Below are 19,638 nucleotides of genomic sequence, written 5' to 3' on the forward strand. Positions count from 1 at the left end.
AGTTTATGAAAAAAACAGTTGTTATAAATGTCGTAGGATTAACGCCCAGTTTACTAGGAGAAAATACGCCGTTTTTATCTTCTTGGGCTGATAAAGGGCAAGTGGCTCCCATTAAAAAAGTTCTACCTGCTGTAACTTGTTCGGTTCAAGCTACTTATTTAACAGGAAAATTGCCTAAAGAACATGGAATTGTCGCTAATGGTTGGTACTTCCGTGATGAATGTGAAGTGAAGTTTTGGCGGCAGTCTAATAAACTAGTGCAAGCTCCCAAAGTTTGGGAAATAGCTAAATCAATCGATCCAAACTTTACTTGTGCCAACCTTTTTTGGTGGTACAACATGTATTCTTCAGTAGATTATGCAATTACGCCGCGCCCGATGTATCCGGCAGATGGGAGAAAATTACCTGATATTTATACCCATCCTAGTGATGTGCGATCGCAAATTCAATCTGATTTAGGAAACTTCCCTTTGTTCGATTTCTGGGGGCCAAAAACTACCATTAGTTCTAGCCAATGGATTGCCAATTCCGCAAAATGGATTGAGGAACGTTACAGCCCGACATTATCACTAGTTTATCTACCACATTTAGATTACTGTCTGCAAAAGTTTGGTAACAATCAAACACAGATTCAAGCGGATTTGCGAGAAATTGATGCTGTTTGTGGTGATTTAATTGAATATTATCAAGCACGAAATACTCAAGTAATTATTCTTTCTGAGTATGGCATTACCCCAGTTTCTAAAGCGGTGGATTTGAACCGCGTACTACGAGAAAATGGTTTAATTGCTGTGCGCGAGGAATTAGGGCGAGAACTGCTCGATTTCGGTGCTAGCATTGCCTTTGCTGTTGCCGATCATCAAATTGCTCATGTTTATGTGAACGATCCGGCGTATATCCCGAAAGTGCGATCGCTTTTAGAAGCGACTGAAGGCGTAGCGCAAGTATTGGATGAAGAGGGAAAACAAGCCTACCATCTCAATCATCCTAGATCGGGAGAGTTGGTAGCGATCGCACAATCTGACGCTTGGTTTACCTATTATTATTGGCTCGATGATGCAAAAGCACCTGATTTTGCTAGAACCGTAGATATCCACCGCAAACCTGGTTACGATCCTGTAGAACTTTTCCTCGATCCGCAAATAAAATTTCCTCAAGGAAAAATTGCTCTCAAGTTACTTAAGAAACAACTAGGTTTTCGCTACTTAATGGATGTGATTCCTCTGGACGCTTCCCTAGTGCGTGGTTCTCACGGTAATATCACCACTTCTCCAGACGAAGGGCCTCTATTTATCACCCATCAAACTCACCTCGTTAATGAACATCAAATTGAGGCGACAGATGTTTGCTCGTTGATTCTCAAACATTTAAAACAGAATTCAGAATTCAGAATTCAGAATTCAGAATTCAGAATCAATTTAGTGGGGGATTTAGACCCGCCACTTTCTTGTTGACCACCAAATTAACGTGAGTTCGATGAACCTCTCCCGGACAACCTCCTTCTCCCCGTGGGAGAGGGAGGAGCAACCATAAATTAGGGTTTTGACTTGCCTCTGGGTGTCGGAGAGGTGTTGGGGGAGAGGTCAAAAAAGGGCTTGTCGAACTCACGTAAAATTAAGGTTTTTCAACCTACAGAGGTGAATTTTACCTGTATAGACGCGGTTTCTAACCGCCCTTCTAGCTTCTTACCAAAAGACAAAAAAATTCCTTGTAATTCATAATCATATCGAGTATGCTTTATATATAAACTCGTTATGACTATGAATTAAATTGTTCTATCAGTAGGCATCCGTCAATCTACTGACTAAAATGTACTGTGGGCAATCTAAGTAACTTACATGGAGAGCTTCTTGAACCATGACTGAACCGCAAAACTTGACAACTGCTGACGGTATTCCTGTTGCTGATAATCAGAACTCACTCACGGCTGGAGCGCGTGGGCCTGTATTAATCGAGGATTTCCACCTCTTAGAAAAGCTGGCTCATTTCAACAGAGAACGTATTCCCGAAAGAGTTGTCCACGCTAAAGGTGCGGCTGCTTTCGGTACTTTTACTGTCACCAATGACATCACCCGCTACAGTAAAGCTAAACTTTTTTCTGAAATTGGCAAGAAAACTGAAGTTCTCCTGCGCTTTTCTACAGTCGGGGGAGAAAAAGGTTCAGCAGATGCCGAGCGTGACCCTAGAGGTTTTGCCATCAAGTTTTACACTGAAGAGGGCAACTGGGATATCACAGGTAACAATACCCCTATTTTCTTCATCCGTGACCCCCTGAAGTTTCCTGATTTTATCCATACCCAAAAGCGCAATCCCCAAACCAATTGCAAAGACCATAATGCAAGATGGGATTTTTGGTCACTCAGTCCAGAATCGCTTCACCAGGTGACAATCCTCTTTTCAGATCGGGGAATTCCCAAAACCTATCGCCACATGGACGGCTTTGGTAGCCACACCTTTAGTTTAATTAATGCTGATGGCGATCGCGTCTGGTGTAAATTTCACTTTAAGACTCTGCAAGGGCATCAAACCTTGACGGAGGAAGAATCGGCTAAGATTAAGGGTGAAGATCCCGATCATGCGACTCACGATTTGTTTGAAGCGATCGCTCAAGGTGACTATCCCAAGTGGCGGATGTGTATTCAGGTGATGACCGAGGAGCAAGCAGCAAAACATCCTGATAATCCTTTTGATTTGACCAAAGTTTGGAAGCACTCAGATTATCCTTTAATTGAAGTCGGGATATTAGAGCTAAATCGTAACCCTGAGAATTATTTTGCCGAAGTAGAGCAAGCCGCTTTTAGCCCTAGTGCGGTAGTTCCTGGCGTTAGTTTCTCTCCAGACAAAATGCTGCAAGCTCGAATTTTTTCTTACCCAGATGCTCAACGGTATCGCTTGGGTGGTAACTATCAACAACTACCCGTTAATCAGCCAAAATGTCCAGTGATGCATTATCAGCGAGATGGCTTTATGGCGCCAGGGAACAATCACGGTAGCGTTCCTAACTATGAACCGAATAGTGCTGAGGGTACGCCCAAAGAAAATCCAGCTTATGCAGAAACACCTAGTCATTTAGGCGATGTCACAGTCGATCGTTACAGTCATCGTGAAGGAAACGACGATTACACCCAAGCAGGTAATTTGTATCGGTTACTAACTCCTGAGCAGCAAGAGCGTCTTGCTCATAATATCGTCGGCAGTCTCTCTCAAGCGAGACAGGATATCCAAATGCGCCAACTTTGCCACTTCTTCCGGGCAGATATTTCTTATGGTCGTCGTGTAGCTAAAGGATTGGGCATTTCAATCGATCCCTCAATGTTTTCTCCAACTGCTCAACCTGTAGGTAATTGGTAGCCTTATCCAATTTTGTGGGGTGGGCCGAAAAGCCATTGCCGTCAACGCCCTTCGGGCAGGGAAAAGGTTAAAGGGGAAAGGGGAAAGGGAACCCCATAACTTTAGTTATGGGCTTGAAGTAAAAACGCTTCGCAAGGGTTTGGGGAAAAGGGGCGGGGGAAAAGGGTAAAGAAACTCAAAATCCTTTTCCTTTAACCTTTACCCTTTTCCCTAAGAGTGCAAAAATATATTTTTGCAAGAGGTCTATTATCTGGTTATTGGCACACAGAGAAGAAGTAGGGAAATAACAAGCTACAGCAGAACATCGATATAGGCATTAATAACGAATCAGGGTGGAAGGATTAGGCGATGCTTACAAGTAGAAGCACTCCAAGTCACCTACCCGGATGCAGAAGTTCAGTTGTAGCGTGAGGATGAACAGACGCTCGTTACGAAAGTTTATGCATATGCACTTTGCCAAGTGAGAGTATCTTAATAATGTAAGAGTTTGCATTCATGATATTCAAAAATTTTTTAGACAAAATCATCAAAAGATATGGATAGTAGGAAATTAAAGCATTTTTGATACACGCAACTATTCACCTAAGTTGAGAGAAAAATTAAATAATTATTCTGTGGATAGGTAAGATATGAATACTAGTAAGCATTCCGATTTAGAAATAGAAATTTTACTTTTGGGGAAATGGCGTTTTAATACTGGTTCGGAAAAAATCACTATTGAATTTAAAGATGATATGACTTATGAACAAACCAGGATTCAAACCTTACTTTTATCTAAACCTAAAGAACTTCTAACAGGTAATAAATTTACTGGAGTATGGTACGTTAGTCAAAAAAAGTTGTATTTAAATGTTAAAACTATGCCAAAATCATTTTTTAATTTTAAGGTTCCATTAGTCTTTAAGATTTCTATTGCAGATATGGTAGCTACTTTAGGTTCAGTGTTTGTGGCAGAAATGTATGAGGTTATTAGAATTAATAGCTCTAATTTTCTCATAAAAGATAAAGAGCAATCAATTCTTGGGACAAAAATAAATAATCCTATGAAGTACTAGAAAATCTTGACAAGCGTGAGCAGATTCGATGGCATATTTATTTGATAATACATTGTCATACTCTATGTTTAATTGTAATACTAATTCTTTATGAAGCTGCGCTAAATAAGGCTTCAAGAATATGGAATATATGCTGAGATTTACGAGAGAATCAGAGCTAGGATCGGAAGGTAATTTGTCGCACGTATACTAACTATATGACATCCACATCGCGTGTTGTTCATAGCGACCCTGATATATTGGGGGGAACCCCTGTTTTTGTTAATACTCGTGTGCCGATAAAAACCTTGCTCGATTACCTAGAAGCGGGTGACTCACTGGATGAGTTTTTAGATCACTTTCCCAGTGTTAGCCGTGAGCAAGCGATGTCTACGACGGGCTACGCCTACGCCGCTCTTGAATTAGCAAAGGAAATGCTGACCGCTTATGCTAATTCTGCTTGATGAGTGTGTTCCACGACCCTTAAAACGTGAACTCACTGATTATGAGGTACGCACAGTTGTGGAAATGGGATGGTCAGGCAAAAAGAATGGTGAACTGTTGCAACTGATGATCCAGGAAAGTTTCACGATTCTCCTCACAACAGACCAAAACTTACAATATCAGCAAAACTTGCAACAGGCTGGAGTTGCGGTCGTTGTTCTCGTGGCATCTAGTAATCGCCTATCTGATTTGCTTCCATTGAATACCCAGTGTTCGCAGTATCTTAGCAACAATCGCTCCGGGTGCGGTTGTTGAAATCGGAGATTTTTAAGGCGTTGGCGCAGCCCGCCGTAGGCGATCGCTTTATGCAACAACTCTATTCTTTTTGATGATGAAATCTAATTCCTAAAAAAATATCGTAAACAAACTCAAAAAAATCCTTTTTCTGTAACAATCCTGAAGTTTGATAACATCCTTTTTTATCTAAAAGCGGTTTCATTACATAGTATGCAGGTTGATAATTATACCAAGGAATAGAAGGCCACAAATGATGAATTAAGTGGTAATTCTGTCCCATAATCAAGATATTGAGAATCGGGTTAGGATAGACACGAGCATTTTTCCAGCGATCGCGCTCCGCAAAAGGACGATGAGGCAAATAGTCAAAAAATAATCCTAGTGCTATGCCGACCACAAAAGCCGGTATAAACCAAAAATTGAGAATGTAACCCAAAAAGTGGTACTGCACTGAGATATAAACAATCACACCAATAATTAAGCGGCTAATGAACCATTCTAATAGCTCATATTTCCGCCACAGTCGCCGTTGAAAGAAAAACACCTCGTGATACAAAAAGCGCACTGCAATCAGCCACAGCGGCCCACCTGTAGAAACATAATGATCTGGGTCGTCTTTAGGATGATTTACATGACCATGATGCTGTAAATGCACCCGCGTAAATACAGGAAAAGCAAAAGCTAGCATCAACGCACTGCCATGTCCTAACATCGCATTCATCACGCGGTTGCGATGGGCAGATTGGTGACAGGCATCATGAATTACGGTTCCAGCACAATGCAAGGCGATCGTATTAACGCAAAAGCATAGCCAGTGCGGCCATTCCCAGAGCCAGTAACCAAAGTTGGATAACACCAGCATGGATACAGCAACACAAAACAGCAGTAGCGTCGGATTGAAATCACCAGGAGGCGTTAAAAATTCCTTGGGTGGGATTGTCAGTGGCTTTTGTGCCTCCGATGCGATCATCTCTAACATTAACTCCTTCTTGAGCAGACATTACGAATATACGATAAATATTATTGAATGATAAAGTTTTGCAAATTTTTGTATAGCAAGATTTATCCACAGCTTTGCATATCAGCAGATGAATAACGCTATGATTCCAAACGAAGCCTAGTCTTTACTGATAAGTGGGGTATGACAATCGGCAAGAAGTTGATGGAATAAACTCCTTCGTTGGGAGGATGGATACAAGATTGATGTACTATATCTACTCTATCCCACAGCCTCCACTCTCCCATAAACCCTCATCTAACTGCTTATATCTGATTGATATAGCAGTGACTGAAAAGGAGATGCCACTTCAGTTACGATGACTTCCCAGATAGCTCCCTAACTTCAGCCCTTATGCAATTACGAGATTCTCTGCGCCGGACAAAAATTGTCGCTACTATTGGCCCCGCTACTAGCAGTCCTGAAATGCTCAAGGCGATTATTGAAGCGGGAGCCACGACGCTACGGCTAAACTTCTCTCACGGAACTCATGCCGACCATCAGCGTAGTATTCGCTTAATTCGGCAAACCGCTTTTGAATTAAATCAGCCAGTGGCTATTCTCCAAGACTTGCAGGGCCCAAAAATTCGCTTGGGGAAGTTTGATAACGGCTCTATAGTTTTAGCAAAAGGCGATCGCTTCACCTTGACAAATCGTCCGGTGATCGGTACGCAAGAAATTAGTTGCGTCACCTACGATTATTTAGCTGAAGAAGTCCCAGTTGGGGCAAAAATTCTCCTCGACGATGGACGAGTAGAAATGCTGGTGGAGGAAATAAACCGGGACAAAGGTGATTTGCATTGTCGCGTCACCGTACCTGGTAAACTTTCTAACAACAAAGGCGTAAACTTTCCCGGCGTTTACTTGTCAATTAAGGCAATGACCGACAAAGACCGAGAGGATCTAATGTTTGGTCTAGATCAGGGTGTCGATTGGGTGGCACTTTCCTTTGTCCGCAATCCCCAGGACATGATCGAAATTAAAGAACTAATTTCTAGTACAGGCAAGCTAGTGCCAGTGGTTGCCAAAATTGAAAAGCACGAAGCTATTGAACAAATGGAAGCGGTTCTGGCTTTGTGTGATGGCGTGATGGTTGCCAGAGGCGACTTAGGGGTGGAATTGCCAGCAGAAGATGTTCCGGTACTCCAAAAACGGCTAATTGCGACAGCAAATCGCTTGGGGATTCCGATCATCACCGCTACTCAAATGTTAGATAGCATGGTGAGCAATCCCCGTCCGACTCGCGCTGAAGTTTCGGATGTGGCAAACGCGATTTTAGACGGCACAGACGCGGTAATGCTCTCCAATGAAACCGCCGTGGGTAGCTTCCCTGTAGAAGCAGTGGCGACGATGGCACGAATTGCCGAGCGGATGGAGCAAGAACAAGCCCAACACTTAAACTTACGTTCTTTAAAAGATTCCCGGCGCTCCATTCCCAATGCGATTAGTCAAGCTGTAGGTCAAATTGCCGAACAATTAGGCGCATCTGCAATAATGACCCTAACCCAAACTGGGGCAACAGCTCGCAATGTCTCTAAGTTCCGTCCCCAAACACCGATTTTGGCAGTGACACCCCATGTAAATGTAGCGCGGCAGCTACAGATGGTGTGGGGAGTCAAACCGTTGTTGGTGCTAGGATTACCTTCCACTGGTCAGACATTTCAGGCTGCGATTAACGTGGCTCAGGAACTTCAGTTACTGTCCCAAGGAGATTTAGTAGTGATGACCGCTGGCACACTCCAGGGGATTTCTGGCTCTACAGATTTGATTAAAGTAGAGGTGGTGACGGCAGTACTAGGTCACGGAATTGGGCTGGGGCAAGGTTCAGTAAGTGGTCGCGCACGGGTGGCAAGTACTGGCATGGATGTGAGTAACTTTAATCCTGGAGATATTTTGGTTGCACCCCGCACTAGTGCCGATTTTGTTGAGGCAATTCGGAAAGCTGCCGGAATTATTACCGAAGATGAAACTCTCACAAGTCACGCAGCAGTAATTGGCTTGCGTCTCGGTGTACCAGTCATTGTCGGTGTGAAGCAGGCAACGCAGGCGATTCGAGATGGGGCGATTATAACGCTGGATCTGCAACGGGGTTTGATTTACTCTGGAGCGGTGAGAACGGCTTAGGAGTAGGGCAGGGGGGCAGGGGGGGCAGGGGGAGCAGGGGAAAAGGTTAAAGGTTAAAGGGAAAAGGAATAAATTTAATCTTTCCCCTTTTCCCCTTACCCCTTTCCCTTTCCCCATGCCCAATACTTCGACTACGCTCAGTACAAGTGCCCAATGCCCCATGCCCCTTAATTAAACAGTAGCGATCGCAGCCCCAAGCCATCCAGCAAAGTTTTGTTGCTGTTTGGAGTTAGGATAATCAACGGGCTTCACCTGATATCGAGTCGGATGTGGTGACGCGAGAGTGATGGAATAAGTACGCAGTTCGTCTTGGTGGAAAACTGCGACTTGAATGTTATCGTTTGGTTGATAATCTTTGAGGCGATCGCTTAAGCCACCTCCTGTTATCTTAATCCCATCAATTGCTAACAACTCATCACCTGTATCGATTCCCCCTACTTGTGCAGGTGAACCAATTTCCACAAACTTAACGATCTCCCGCCCATTCTCTGTATTTATTCTCACGCCCAGGTAAGGTTCTTCTTGCTGTTCGACTACCAACTGCAAGCCAAAGGGTTCTAAATACTGATTGAAAGGCAAATCATCAGTACTATCAATGTAGCGTTTAAAGAAATCAGTCAAATCAATTCTGGCAACAGATTCGATAACTTCTTGTAACTGTTCTGGGGTATAACCAATTTCAGCTTGCCCAAATTGCTGCCACATTTTTAGCATCACGTCATCAAGGGAGCGCTGATTATTGTGAGTAGAGCGAATCAGCAAATCCAGCAATAACGATACCATTTCTCCTTTTAAATAGTAAGAAATTTGGGAATTACCGCTATTGGCATCCGGGCGATAAAGTTTTATCCAGGCATCAAAACTCGACTCGGAAACGGTTTGTACCTTGCGCCCCGGTGTCATTTCATATCTGGTAATTTCCTTACTTAAGTTATTTAAATACGACTGAACATTAAAAATTCCCGCCCGCAAAGGAATTAACAAGTCATAGTAACTAGTAGTACCTTCACAAAACCATAATGATGGTGTGTAATTTTCTTGGTCGTAATCAAAAACCTCTAATGCTTTTGGGCGGATTCGCTTGACATTCCACAAGTGAAAAAATTCGTGTGCAACTAATTGCAGAAAGCGATCGTATTTTTCCTGAGCGCGAAATCCAAAACGCTGGTAAATTAAGGAGCAAGAGTCTTTATGCTCCAAACCGCCAAAAGCTTGGCTAAATAAATGTAGCAGAAACACATATCGTTTATATGGCAAACCGCCGAACATCTGCGCTTCTACTTGAATAATTTTTTGGATATCAGCAATCATTTGCTGAACTTGGTAATTACCTTGTCCCCAGATTGCCAATTCGTGGGGTTTTCCTAATACCTCAAATTTATACAATTGGTGGGAACCAATCTCAAAGGGAGTATCCACCAAAGTATCAAAATCGCCAGCCAAGAAAGTATTTGTTTGTTCACCAACGGGTGGTAAGGCAGTAGTTACCTGCCATTTTGGCTGCGGTGGTACGATGGTGACGCGAATGGGTTGCTTATCCCAGCCAGGTATTCTAAAAAATAGTGCCGCACCGTTAAAATAACCGTGGGTAGCATCTAAGTGATTGGTTCGTACCGATAGCTCATTGGCAAAAATGCGGTAACGTACAGTTAATTCTGAAACATTTGTTTTGTCTATCTGCCAATGATTTTTACCAAGCTTACGCCAAGTTAAAGGCTTATTTTCTGCAAAAGCCTCAAAATCCTGTAAATTCTTGGCGTATTCTCGGACTAAGTAAGAACCTGGTGTCCAAACGGGCAATTTTAAATCAAGAATCGGTGAGGAATAATTGACAAGGCGTAAAGTCACCTCAAACAGATGGGTTTCTGGTTGGGACATTGCCACCAGGTAATGAATCATTGGCCCAGTTTCCTTGATATAGGTATTGGGACGAGTTGCTGTTGCTTCAGTCATCTTGTTTGCTGAGGTAATTGTTAATAGGCTACGAGATGCAGTGCGATCGCACTGCATCTCGTAGAAAAGACAGTATTGTAAGTTTTGACTCCACGGATAAATCCACTTTTTATCAAATAAAGATTACACTTTATTTCTTTTGCATAACTAATATACTACTTATGCATTGTACATAATTACTACAGGCTATTTGAGTATTTCAGCCATATTTAGCAGTCTGCGATGTATACAATGAGCTACGCCAACGCACCAAAAATCCTTACTGGCGGAGATTCTCTAATTGGAAAACCCATTTGTAATAAAACACTTTTAAAAAGTGCGCTACACCACGCAGAATTAGATATTACTCCAGCGGTGGGGGTGGTTACTGCGACTGAGTTTCAGGCTTTTATTCAGCTTTACAAGACACTACCGAATCTGACGCCTATTTTGGCAGGTAAAGGCGATCGCATTCCCTGCATTGTGTCTAAGTCCCAGAGTTATGATGGTATTGTCTTCACTTTTTTGGTTCAACGGTTAGATTTGTAGCATGGCCTGTGCCCGTGCCTTTGCGACACCGCGAGCAGTGGCAATGAACCATTTTTTGGAACGGCGGGTTCACTTCAAATTTCACCGTTCCACAAAGGCAACTACCCTGAATGCTAGAGTTGTTCATCTACCTCCTTGTTCAACTTTTGCATACCCAACCTGTGCCATTGACTAAGAACCTTTCGTTATCAACAACTCTCAGTGACGGAAGATGGCTAACTATTTATTATACAGAAACTTTCCGTATAATCTTTTTCTAAATCCTAATATATCAAGCATTACAGCTACCTCCAAACTTGGGATCGCTGAATAAATAAAAGAATCAGACTTTGCCAGCTAAGTTCATCAACTGTTTGAAGTTCACAAGATAAGTGATGTTGTTGACGCTATCAATCTTTATCCACCCTTTTTCATGGAGTTTTTCCATGATTTTGGTGGTTTCTTCAACGCCGATTTCTGTCACCTCTGCTAAATCTTTAAAGGGAATGTTAAAAATTTCTCTTCCTAAGTTTGATTCCTGACCATAGCTTTCACCCAAAGTCACTAGAGTATGGGCGAGTTTGACTGCTGGTGGTGAAGACCGCATTTGTAGGCGCTGGTTAATTTGCCGCAATCGCCGCACCATTAGTTGCAACATCCGGTGATGTAACTGCGGGTCTTTAAACAATATTTGAATAAACCGCTCTCTGGAGATACTAAGCAATTTCACGGGTGAAAGGGCAATGACATCAGTTGAGCGTGGAGATTCATCCAAAATTGCCATTTCTCCAAAAAAATCGCCACGCCCAAAAATTGCCAAAGCTACTGAATCTTCCCCGACGGTACGCCGGACTTTGACCCAACCAGAAACCACCAAGTAAACGGCGTTACCCCAGGCATCTTCCATCACAACGGCTCGCCCAGATGGATATTCATGTTCAATTGCAACGTTGAGTAGCCATTCCAAAGTCTGTGGATTGGCTGTACTCATTAAGGGGAAAAGTTCACTAAAAACCTCAGTTAGCATGAAATATTTGCAACAATAGGATTTAAGAGGGTAAACTAACTTTGCTACTATTTAAGTTTGTTTAAACCGTAATCTTACTCAGAATACGATCGCAAAATTTGTATTTATTTGAAGATGAATCTCTAAGCTTTATCTGTCTGAGATTCCATTACAACATAACAATTATGTATGCTAACGAAATCAGCGTTTTCACCTACTGATTGATGATTTACTCTTTGTTGGTAGATTGCTATCTAGTGCCAGTATTTTGATCTGTTGGTCTAAATTTTTCACTAATTGATTCAGGGCAACTAAAGCCTCTAATTGCTGAGAATCAAGGCTAGGATTCAGTAAAAGTTGTTCTTGTAGTTCATGTAACTTAATGCTTAGTTGCTGAGAAATTCCTAAAGCATCGCGGCCTATACGCGTCAATTGTTGTTGTTGATAGAATTTTAATGCTGCTCCCCGCAATACTTGGAGTGTTGCCTCTTCGCCGTAGATTCCCGGCATGACTCGCAAGCGTAATAATAAGCGATTTTTTTGATACACGTATTCCTTTTCTACCTGTTTTGGTTCTGCAAGCGTGGTTACAGGCAGGGAAGCAAACCGCTTTAATTCATTCAATACTCCTTGAAAAACTGAGAGCGGCAGTTTGTCTAATACAGACTGTAAAACTCCATTGTCACTCCACAGTATTCTGCCTTCGTAAGCTTGTCTTTCTAAATACAGCCGACCAATTCCCCCAGCTAAGATTCGCCCTAGTAATTCTTCTAGTAATTTTTTTGGTGGCAGTGTTGTTAGCAACTCAATCGGATTCAGTAGTTCGGAAGATTGTGTGGGAAAAATAGGTAAATTGTTGGATGATGTGGGTTCAAAATCCTCTCCCGACTGAGTTCTGGAAATAGGGGTGAAGAACGTCGTAGTTTGAGATGATTGGTCTAGCTCTGGGATCGGAGGCAAGTCTACCCGCTGTCCAGAATTTTGATGCTTTTGTGTCTGAAACGCCGTCAATACTGGTTGTTGATTTGATTCTGAGTCGGCATCTAGGGAAGGACTAGGTATGTCAGTAATCGTAGCTGGGCTATTTGTTGGGGGAAAGTCCACTGTTGGCTGATGCACTTGTTGGGCATCTAGCTGGGATATATTCTTGTGGTTGAGGTAGGCTGATAGTATTCTGCGGTGAGCATCGGCTGCGATCGCCTCAATCACCATTGTGCAATTGATAGAAGACAAAATGCGACCAACGTAATCTAGGGCTTCGCTTTCTTCTGGATAAACCATACCCAGCAAGAGGCTTTTGTCTTCTAATCTCAAGGGTAAAATTTGGTGGTAGAGGCAAGCTTCAAAGGACAAAAGATGATCGATTAGGTGGAACATTTGTTCGCGATCGCCTTCTTGCTCCCACCTCGTTTGAGCGGCAGTTAGCATTTGCTGTCCATTTGCTACGGTATCATTTAGTTCGCCCTTTGAAGACAACATAGATTTGATTCGTTGGTGTTTACTTATATTTTGCCTCTAATTGAATAGGTAGTTAATAAAGATACTTTGTTAACTTGTTAAAATTCCAATTATATATACTTAAGTAAATGTAAGTAAAGTATGAATTTTAGATTAGGGATTAGCGATCATACTGAAAATTGGGCATTGGGCGTTGGGCATTGAGTATGGGGATTGAATCTTCAATTTTGAATTTTGAATTTTGAATTTTGAATTGATTTCTCCCCTGTTTCCCTGCTTCCCATTCCCCACTTCCCTATGCTCCATTTTCCACTACAGGCTACTCTTGGGTTCTTAAAGCTTGGGCTGCAAGATAGACTTTTGTCCATTCACCCAGCACTTGATGGGTTTTGAGTTTTAACTGTTCGGCTATGGCTTCTATTGAATTACCTGCTCTGCGCAAATCTAAGATTTGTCGCCCTAGAGGAGTCAATTTTTCATCAAGTTGCTGCCATTGGTTTTGGGTTAATCCCAAGTTATGTTCTTGCAAGGAAATTGAGAGCCAGTTGTCTACGAGTTCTGGATTGCCTTTGAGGGCAAAAACACGTACAGCATGGTAACTAATTTTTTCTCGCAGACGGTAGACTTCTTTCGTCGGCTTATTCATTTTTTTGGCAATCTCTTCCTGGGACTTACCTTGCAGATACAGCCGTAGCCATTCTACTGCTTCTGTACCGAGATTTTCTTGTAAATAATTTTCAAATTCTTTTTGTACTGACTGGCGCAGCCCTTGTTGTTCTTCTAGTTGTTGTGCTTCAATATATTCTGCGATCGCCTGACTATCGACTAAGTTAACTCGATTGTCACTGTCGTCTGTAAGAACTTCTTCTGAGACTAGTCGAACCAAATCACGTCCTGGCACTTGGGTTAAACCACCACGCTGAGTGCGACGCAAATAATTCACAAATCGATAAGCTAATAGGGGTTGATTGCGTACCGGTCGCAGACAATATTCTTCTAAACTGGCAAATAGCAGAGCATCTCCCAATCGTCTATCGGTTGTATATTTGGCAATATCAGCCATTTGCTGTTGCATCTGGCTGTCGTTTTGGAGTAACTCTTGGAGTACTTCTTGTAACACATCCATTACACTACGCTGGCGATCGCGGCTGAGGGAAACCCAAGTCTGAATTTTATTCCGTAATGTTACTAAACTCCCCAATCGGGTTATCAAGTTGCGATAAGCACGTTCTCGCCCCAACCCCAAGTAGCGTTGACGTAAAATCCTCCAGCGATATTCCATCGCTTGCTTGGCGATATCTAGTTCTTTAGGATTATACAGATCGAACCGTTTTGAGTCAGATCCCAACAGCCAGAGAACAATGCTTTGCCTTGCGGCTTCATTTTGGTCTGGACATTCCACAGCCAAGCGCTTTTGCCAATCTAGAGCCAGTTTTTCCACATCTATTGTCATAATGAGATTGCATTCCTCGAAACTCAATTTTGAAGTTTGCATTACAACCCCCATTCGTCCCACCTAATTGTTTAACTGGCAGCTGCCCCAGATTTCATGAATTTCATGAATTTCATGAAAATAGCTCAGTGATTCTACTTTTATTACGTCTGAATTCACTAAAATTATGCAGAAATTTCTACATTGATGTTTCGCTTTTCCTTCAAAAAGTCCAAACATATTATGTATCAGGCATTTGGGGCATTCTGCCAATTTAAATTTTTTGTAAAGTTATGTTTTTTTAGTTGAGAACAGAAATCTGCTTAAAGTGTGGAGGATACACCTTTCACAAAATGGATCGGGTAAATCTAACATTTTGTAACAGATCCAAGGAACGAATCTAATTTAACTCAAAGTTGGACGTTATTTCACTAGTATAAGTTTCAACTCTGTACAAACCCTTGCGTCGTATAGCAATCCTATTTGATTCCTGATTACTCGTAAAGATCGGGGACTGGGGACTGGGAAGATAGGAATAAAGATGTACTGAGTTTTTTCAGAAATCAAATATGAGTCCTATATAATATTTAGTTTAATCTCAATATACTTAGTGTTCATGAGATTTTGCTCTGGAAGATTCTCTAATTCTCCTGAATAAATTGGCTAAATTCCCTGCTTTTGAAAGAGGAGCGGGCTTTCACTGAATTGGATTAAGTTATGTTTTGTGAGATTTGTTGATTGAATTAAGTGTATATACGGTAATTTTTGTTTCAAAAGATGTTTGGTAAGTCGTTGTATAAAAAAATAGTAAGGATTGATAGGTCAATTTATCTTTTTTAAACTAGCTTCAGTCACAACTACACCTTTCATATTGGTAAGTTATTCTGAAAGCTTTTATATTTATAAAAATGAACAGTCAACAGTCAATATTGGTTTTGACTATTGACTCTAACTGTTGTTTTCTCTGCTTCCAAATTCAACTTATACAAAATCTAAAAACAGAAGAAATGTAATCCTCTAAAGTTTTGATAGTCAGAAGCCTGACAATAAACTTCTCTTTAAATTCATTTATGGGAAGTTTTTGTTTTGAATTTCCCCGCAGGAGGTTAAATCTATCGATTGTTCGATCTACTAACAATGGGATTTTCTACAGATTCTCGATAGCTTTGGACTTGTTCTGTGTAGCCAATTGGTAGAACAGCTTCAACGTTTTCATGGGGACGAGGAATAATCACCCAAGATTCTAGGGTACCGCCATAAACATTTTCTGCGGCTTCAATACCAGCAGCCATAGCTGTCTTTACCTCAGAAACATCACCACGAATATTAACTGTAAAACGGGCGCTACCCACTCTGATATAACCAACGAGGGTAACTCGACCAGCTTTTACCATAGCATCTGCTGCTGCTAGCACCGCAGGAAAACCTTTCGTTTCAAGTGCTCCAACTGCCTGTAATGACATTATTAATCTCCTGTATGAATAAACTGGGGGCTACAAGTTAATTGTACGAAGCTTCGCTACAGATAATGAATAGCAAAATTGCTTAGAACATGCGGAAAGGTTCTGATTCTTCAGTGAAATGGATCGGTAATATGGTTTCGACATTTTTCGGGGGATTGGGAACGATGTAGTGGGTAATTACTGTACCAACCTTTACTTCCTCTCCAGCTATGATTCCGGCTTCAACAGCTCTATTTACTTCAGAAACCTGTCCCCGGACGGCGACTAACAAGCGAGCGCTCTCCGCTTGACCATAATACACAATTGTAACTGCGGCAGCTTTGACCATTGCATCTGCTGCTGCTAAGACACTCGGAAAACCTAAAGTTTCAATTACGCCAACCGCCATTGGCATGGCATTAGCTCCTGGACTAAGGGATAAGCGATTTTAATTGTACGTGGCTTTAGTCCCCATTTTGACATTTTGGAAAACTTTCTTTGATGCCATATTTTTTTGGGGAGTAGAGACGCGATTAATCGTGTCTGTTGGGAGTTAGAATATTTTGATAGTCCCTGGCTGATGTTTTATATATATATAGTATTACAAATAATACTTCAGGATCTTAGGTTGTGTAACTTGATTGTTTAACAAAATTAGTTATGGGTGGAAGCAAGCTAGTACCGCAAAGCGGAATTAAAAATTAAAAATGAATACAGCATAAGCATTTCATTGATTTGGAATGGGTGGTTTATTTTTGCCGTATTGTACTAGTACGATCGACTGAAATTTATGTTTCCGAATTTTCTTCCTACGGCAGTTGAGCAACTCACAGAACCTACTTCGATCGCACTAGCTCGGAGTATTCAAACAACTGCGATCGCTACTCCTTTAACTAATCAACCAGTAACTACAACATTTGTCAAGCAAGGGTGTGGTAGAACTCCGATTTTATTAATTCACGGCTTTGACAGTTCTGTATTAGAATTTCGGCGGCTTTTGCCACTACTTTCTGAAGATAATGAAACTTGGGCAGTGGATTTATTGGGTTTTGGGTTTACAGATAGACTCTCAGGAATTGCTTATAGTCCAACTGCAATTAAAACCCATCTTTATTATTTCTGGAAAAGCCTCATTAAGCAACCTGTAATTTTGGTGGGCGCTTCGATGGGGGGTGCGACGGCGATTGATTTTACATTGGCTTACCCACAAGTAGTCAAAAAGCTGGTGTTAATTGATAGTGCAGGATTGGCGGGTGGTTCGCCATTAAGCAAATTCATGTTTCCCCCATTAGATTATTTAGCAACTCAGTTTTTGAGTAATCTGAAAGTGCGCGATCGCGTTTCTCGCATTGGATATAAAAATCAAACTCTTGCCTCTATCGATGCGTTATGTTGTGGAGCATTACATTTACAAATGCCGAGTTGGCATCAAGCTCTGATTTCTTTTACTAAAAGTGGTGGTTACAGTGCTTTTAGATTCACAGTTATTTCAAAAATTGTGCAACAAACGCTAATTTTGTGGGGCGATTCCGATAAAATTTTGGGTACTAAAGATGCCATAATATTTAAAAGGGCAATTCCACACAGTACTCTTACGTGGATTAAAGATTGTGGTCATCTCCCACATTTGGAACAACCACAAATCACCGCGCAGCATATTTTAGACTTTCGAGTTTAAAGATAGCCTAACTCTCAATAATTTTTCTGTGACGGCGACTGACAAGTTTTTCATCTGTTACTAATGGCTTCTGTCATCTAAAAGGGGAGAGTTAGGGAGGGGTGACGCGGATAGTGATTGTAAGCAAGTGATTTAATAACAGGAAATTCTAGGCTTTCACGTTAAGTTGACACCAATGATTACAATGCTCACTCTAAAAGCTCCAAAAATTTACACTTGCACTTGGTAATTGAGGTTTAATTCATCTCCTGTTGTTCCTCGAATACCCCAGTTGTGTTTTGGGGTTTCTGTAATCGTGATTTCTATATCTATAGGTGCAATTGCAACTTGTTCAGATAAGGCAGAAAACAATAACCTAATTAATTTCTTTTTCGTTTCAATAGTGCGTCCCTCAAACATACTAATCTCAATGATGATGTATTTCTCTGAACGTCCGACGGGGTAGATGAAATCTTCGGGTTCGAGAGGAAAGAACCGATGGATACGCTTGTCTTGAGGATATACTAGAGCTTCAACAACACAAGAATGAATTACGTCAGAAATGGCACTGCGAGAATGACGGATAAATGAAGCAGTGCCATAGATTTTGATTTGTACCATTAATCTTTAACTGACTGATGAACTGACTTTAGTCAAGTAACCACATCTCATTAGAACTATCAGGATACTCATTCGGCTGATTTTGAGGTTGATTTTGAGCTAGTGTTTCTGATGACCGATATGATTTTTTGTAGTTAAGTGGATTGTAGCGGTCTTTTACTGGTTTGATCGCGCTACTTTCTTTGACAACAAGTTTAGATTTCTCTGCTTTTTCTTCTGCTTTTTGTTTTAAAGAATTAATTTCTTCTATAAGCTGGGAATTTGCTTCTGCAAGTTGCAGTGCTGTTTTTTTGGTTTCATCAAGTTCTTTTGTTAGCTGTTCTAGTAATGATTTTTGTTCTGATGCAAATGTTTTTTGTTTAGATAATTTTGATTGCAAATCAGTAATTTCTTGTCCAAGAGATGCTTCTTTTTTGTGGCTTGTTTCTAGATTACTTGTCAACTCTTTGACAGTTGCTTCTAAATCAGCTTTAGTGGGACTTGTGCGCTTAGTAGAAGTTGGCTCAAGTGGTTGTCCTAACGATTCCTCATCAGATGCAGCCTGTTCTGCGGCTATTTTTTCGGCTGTAACCTCGATCGCAGATTCACCTTCTGGGGGTGTAAATTTTTGCGCCTCTTCTTGTAGTAAGTCAGAGAGACTTTGTTTCCTAGCCATTATTATTTTCTCCAATCACGCTGTAATTCATCAGCTGCACGGCGGTAGTCTAATTCCGCCTCCCGTGCATTTCCGCCTCGCCATTGAGTAATCGCTACACCTTCTAGTGCTGCTCGTTCATGAGCTTTATAGGCACGGATGAAGGTATTACAAGTAGGAATACCTAAGCGAGTCAGAGTGTTTTTTGCTTCTTGTGCTTCCCCCAGACTGCGCGTATCGACTTTGGTGAGCAATACCCGATGGGGGGTTCCCACAGGGATGACGGCTTCCTTGACTGTTTCCACGAGGATTGCTAAATCCATTGCAGATGGGGGTGTCGGCAAAACTAGATAATCTGCGATCGCAACTACCGCCACTAATGCTTCAGAGCGTAGCGCGGGAGGTGTATCCACCACTACTAAATCGTAACCTGTTATCTTTGCTAAATCACCTAAAAGTGCGGGATCTGTTTCTTGAGATAAATCAAATCCCATTCCCTGCTGACTGCGCCCAAACCACCAACTGGCAGAACCTTGAATATCTGCATCAATCAGCAGCACCTTTTTTTTCTTCGCAAAGTTTGCAGCCAGATTGACTGCGGTAGTCGTTTTACCGACTCCTCCTTTACCGTTGAGAATAGCGATGATTTTTGGCACTGCTTACTTCCGATGCTGCCTTTTG

At 41.6% G+C, this 19,638-nt stretch carries 17 protein-coding genes and 2 pseudogenes; 8 read left to right on the forward strand and 11 right to left on the reverse strand.

The window, feature by feature from the left end:
• Positions 1-5 precede the first annotated feature (5 nt).
• The 5 genes from RM368_RS21060 (at position 6) to RM368_RS21080 (ending at position 5,144) form a co-directional block, all read left to right on the forward strand.
• On the forward strand, positions 6-1,454 hold the full coding sequence (locus tag RM368_RS21060; protein ID WP_322695833.1) for an alkaline phosphatase family protein: 1,449 nt from the start codon (positions 6-8) through the stop codon (positions 1,452-1,454).
• A gap of 403 nt (positions 1,455-1,857) precedes the next feature.
• Positions 1,858-3,351, forward strand: coding sequence for a catalase (locus RM368_RS21065; protein ID WP_322695834.1), 1,494 nt, complete (start codon positions 1,858-1,860; stop codon positions 3,349-3,351).
• A 629-nt stretch (positions 3,352-3,980) separates the two neighbouring features.
• On the forward strand, positions 3,981-4,406 hold the full coding sequence (locus tag RM368_RS21070) for a hypothetical protein (protein ID WP_322695835.1): 426 nt from the start codon (positions 3,981-3,983) through the stop codon (positions 4,404-4,406).
• Positions 4,407-4,603: 197 nt separating this feature from the next.
• On the forward strand, positions 4,604-4,849 hold the full coding sequence (locus tag RM368_RS21075) for a DUF433 domain-containing protein (protein ID WP_322695836.1): 246 nt from the start codon (positions 4,604-4,606) through the stop codon (positions 4,847-4,849).
• Positions 4,833-5,144, forward strand: a complete 312-nt coding sequence (locus RM368_RS21080; protein WP_322695837.1) for a DUF5615 family PIN-like protein — start codon at positions 4,833-4,835, stop codon at positions 5,142-5,144. The genes RM368_RS21075 and RM368_RS21080 overlap by 17 nt, the downstream gene beginning before the upstream one ends.
• 61 nt (positions 5,145-5,205) lie before the next feature.
• On the opposite strand, the gene crtR is transcribed toward RM368_RS21080, so the two are convergent.
• On the reverse strand, positions 5,206-6,096 hold the full coding sequence (gene crtR / locus RM368_RS21085) for a beta-carotene hydroxylase (RefSeq protein WP_322695872.1): 891 nt from the start codon (positions 6,094-6,096) through the stop codon (positions 5,206-5,208).
• A 381-nt stretch (positions 6,097-6,477) separates the two neighbouring features.
• Here crtR and pyk point away from each other — a divergent pair, with 381 nt between their 5' ends.
• Entirely contained in the window at positions 6,478-8,247 is a 1,770-nt protein-coding gene (gene pyk, locus RM368_RS21090; protein WP_322695838.1) for a pyruvate kinase, read from the forward strand.
• Positions 8,248-8,418: 171 nt separating this feature from the next.
• Here pyk and RM368_RS21095 read toward each other — a convergent pair whose 3' ends face one another.
• On the reverse strand, positions 8,419-10,200 hold the full coding sequence (locus RM368_RS21095; RefSeq protein WP_322695839.1) for a M61 family metallopeptidase: 1,782 nt from the start codon (positions 10,198-10,200) through the stop codon (positions 8,419-8,421).
• A gap of 231 nt (positions 10,201-10,431) precedes the next feature.
• On the opposite strand from RM368_RS21095, the gene RM368_RS21100 reads away from it, so the two are divergent.
• Positions 10,432-10,728 carry a hypothetical protein gene (locus RM368_RS21100; protein ID WP_322695840.1) on the forward strand — a complete coding sequence of 99 codons (297 nt, stop codon included), beginning with the start codon at positions 10,432-10,434 and terminating at the stop codon, positions 10,726-10,728.
• A 322-nt stretch (positions 10,729-11,050) separates the two neighbouring features.
• Here RM368_RS21100 and RM368_RS21105 read toward each other — a convergent pair whose 3' ends face one another.
• The 6 genes and pseudogenes from RM368_RS21105 to RM368_RS21125 form a co-directional block, all read right to left on the reverse strand.
• Positions 11,051-11,734, reverse strand: a complete 684-nt coding sequence (locus RM368_RS21105) for a Crp/Fnr family transcriptional regulator (RefSeq protein ID WP_322695841.1) — start codon at positions 11,732-11,734, stop codon at positions 11,051-11,053.
• A 189-nt stretch (positions 11,735-11,923) separates the two neighbouring features.
• A pseudogene (locus RM368_RS38815) lies at positions 11,924-12,484 on the reverse strand (pilus assembly protein PilB); the annotation flags it as partial.
• Positions 12,485-12,979: 495 nt separating this feature from the next.
• A pseudogene (locus RM368_RS38820) lies at positions 12,980-13,192 on the reverse strand (pilus assembly protein PilB); the annotation flags it as partial.
• A 298-nt stretch (positions 13,193-13,490) separates the two neighbouring features.
• A complete protein-coding gene (locus RM368_RS21115; protein WP_322695843.1) occupies positions 13,491-14,678 on the reverse strand; it encodes a HetZ-related protein 2 in 1,188 nt (395 codons plus the stop codon).
• Positions 14,679-15,715: 1,037 nt separating this feature from the next.
• Positions 15,716-16,066, reverse strand: coding sequence for a carbon dioxide-concentrating mechanism protein CcmK (locus tag RM368_RS21120; RefSeq protein WP_322695844.1), 351 nt, complete (start codon positions 16,064-16,066; stop codon positions 15,716-15,718).
• A gap of 82 nt (positions 16,067-16,148) precedes the next feature.
• Positions 16,149-16,460 (reverse strand): BMC domain-containing protein, encoded by a 312-nt coding sequence (locus RM368_RS21125; RefSeq protein ID WP_322695845.1) that lies wholly within the window; start codon positions 16,458-16,460, stop codon positions 16,149-16,151.
• 375 nt (positions 16,461-16,835) lie between these two features.
• On the opposite strand from RM368_RS21125, the gene RM368_RS21130 reads away from it, so the two are divergent.
• Positions 16,836-17,723 (forward strand): alpha/beta hydrolase, encoded by an 888-nt coding sequence (locus RM368_RS21130; RefSeq protein WP_322695846.1) that lies wholly within the window; start codon positions 16,836-16,838, stop codon positions 17,721-17,723.
• 210 nt (positions 17,724-17,933) lie between these two features.
• Here the strand turns inward: RM368_RS21130 and RM368_RS21135 are convergent, their stop codons facing one another.
• From RM368_RS21135 to RM368_RS21145, 3 genes are read right to left on the reverse strand one after another with little or no spacing between them, the layout of a single operon-like run.
• Positions 17,934-18,323, reverse strand: a complete 390-nt coding sequence (locus RM368_RS21135) for a tautomerase family protein (protein WP_322695847.1) — start codon at positions 18,321-18,323, stop codon at positions 17,934-17,936.
• Positions 18,324-18,351: 28 nt separating this feature from the next.
• Positions 18,352-18,978, reverse strand: a complete 627-nt coding sequence (locus RM368_RS21140; RefSeq protein ID WP_322695848.1) for a hypothetical protein — start codon at positions 18,976-18,978, stop codon at positions 18,352-18,354.
• A gap of 2 nt (positions 18,979-18,980) precedes the next feature.
• The gene (locus tag RM368_RS21145) at positions 18,981-19,613 is read right to left on the reverse strand and encodes a ParA family protein (RefSeq protein WP_322671549.1); all 633 of its coding nucleotides are present in this window, start codon (positions 19,611-19,613) and stop codon (positions 18,981-18,983) included.
• Between the last annotated feature and the right edge of the window lie 25 nt (positions 19,614-19,638).

Source organism: Nostoc sp. DedSLP03, assembly GCF_034530815.1.
In the GTDB taxonomy this organism is placed as follows: Bacteria; Cyanobacteriota; Cyanobacteriia; order Cyanobacteriales; family Nostocaceae; genus Nostoc.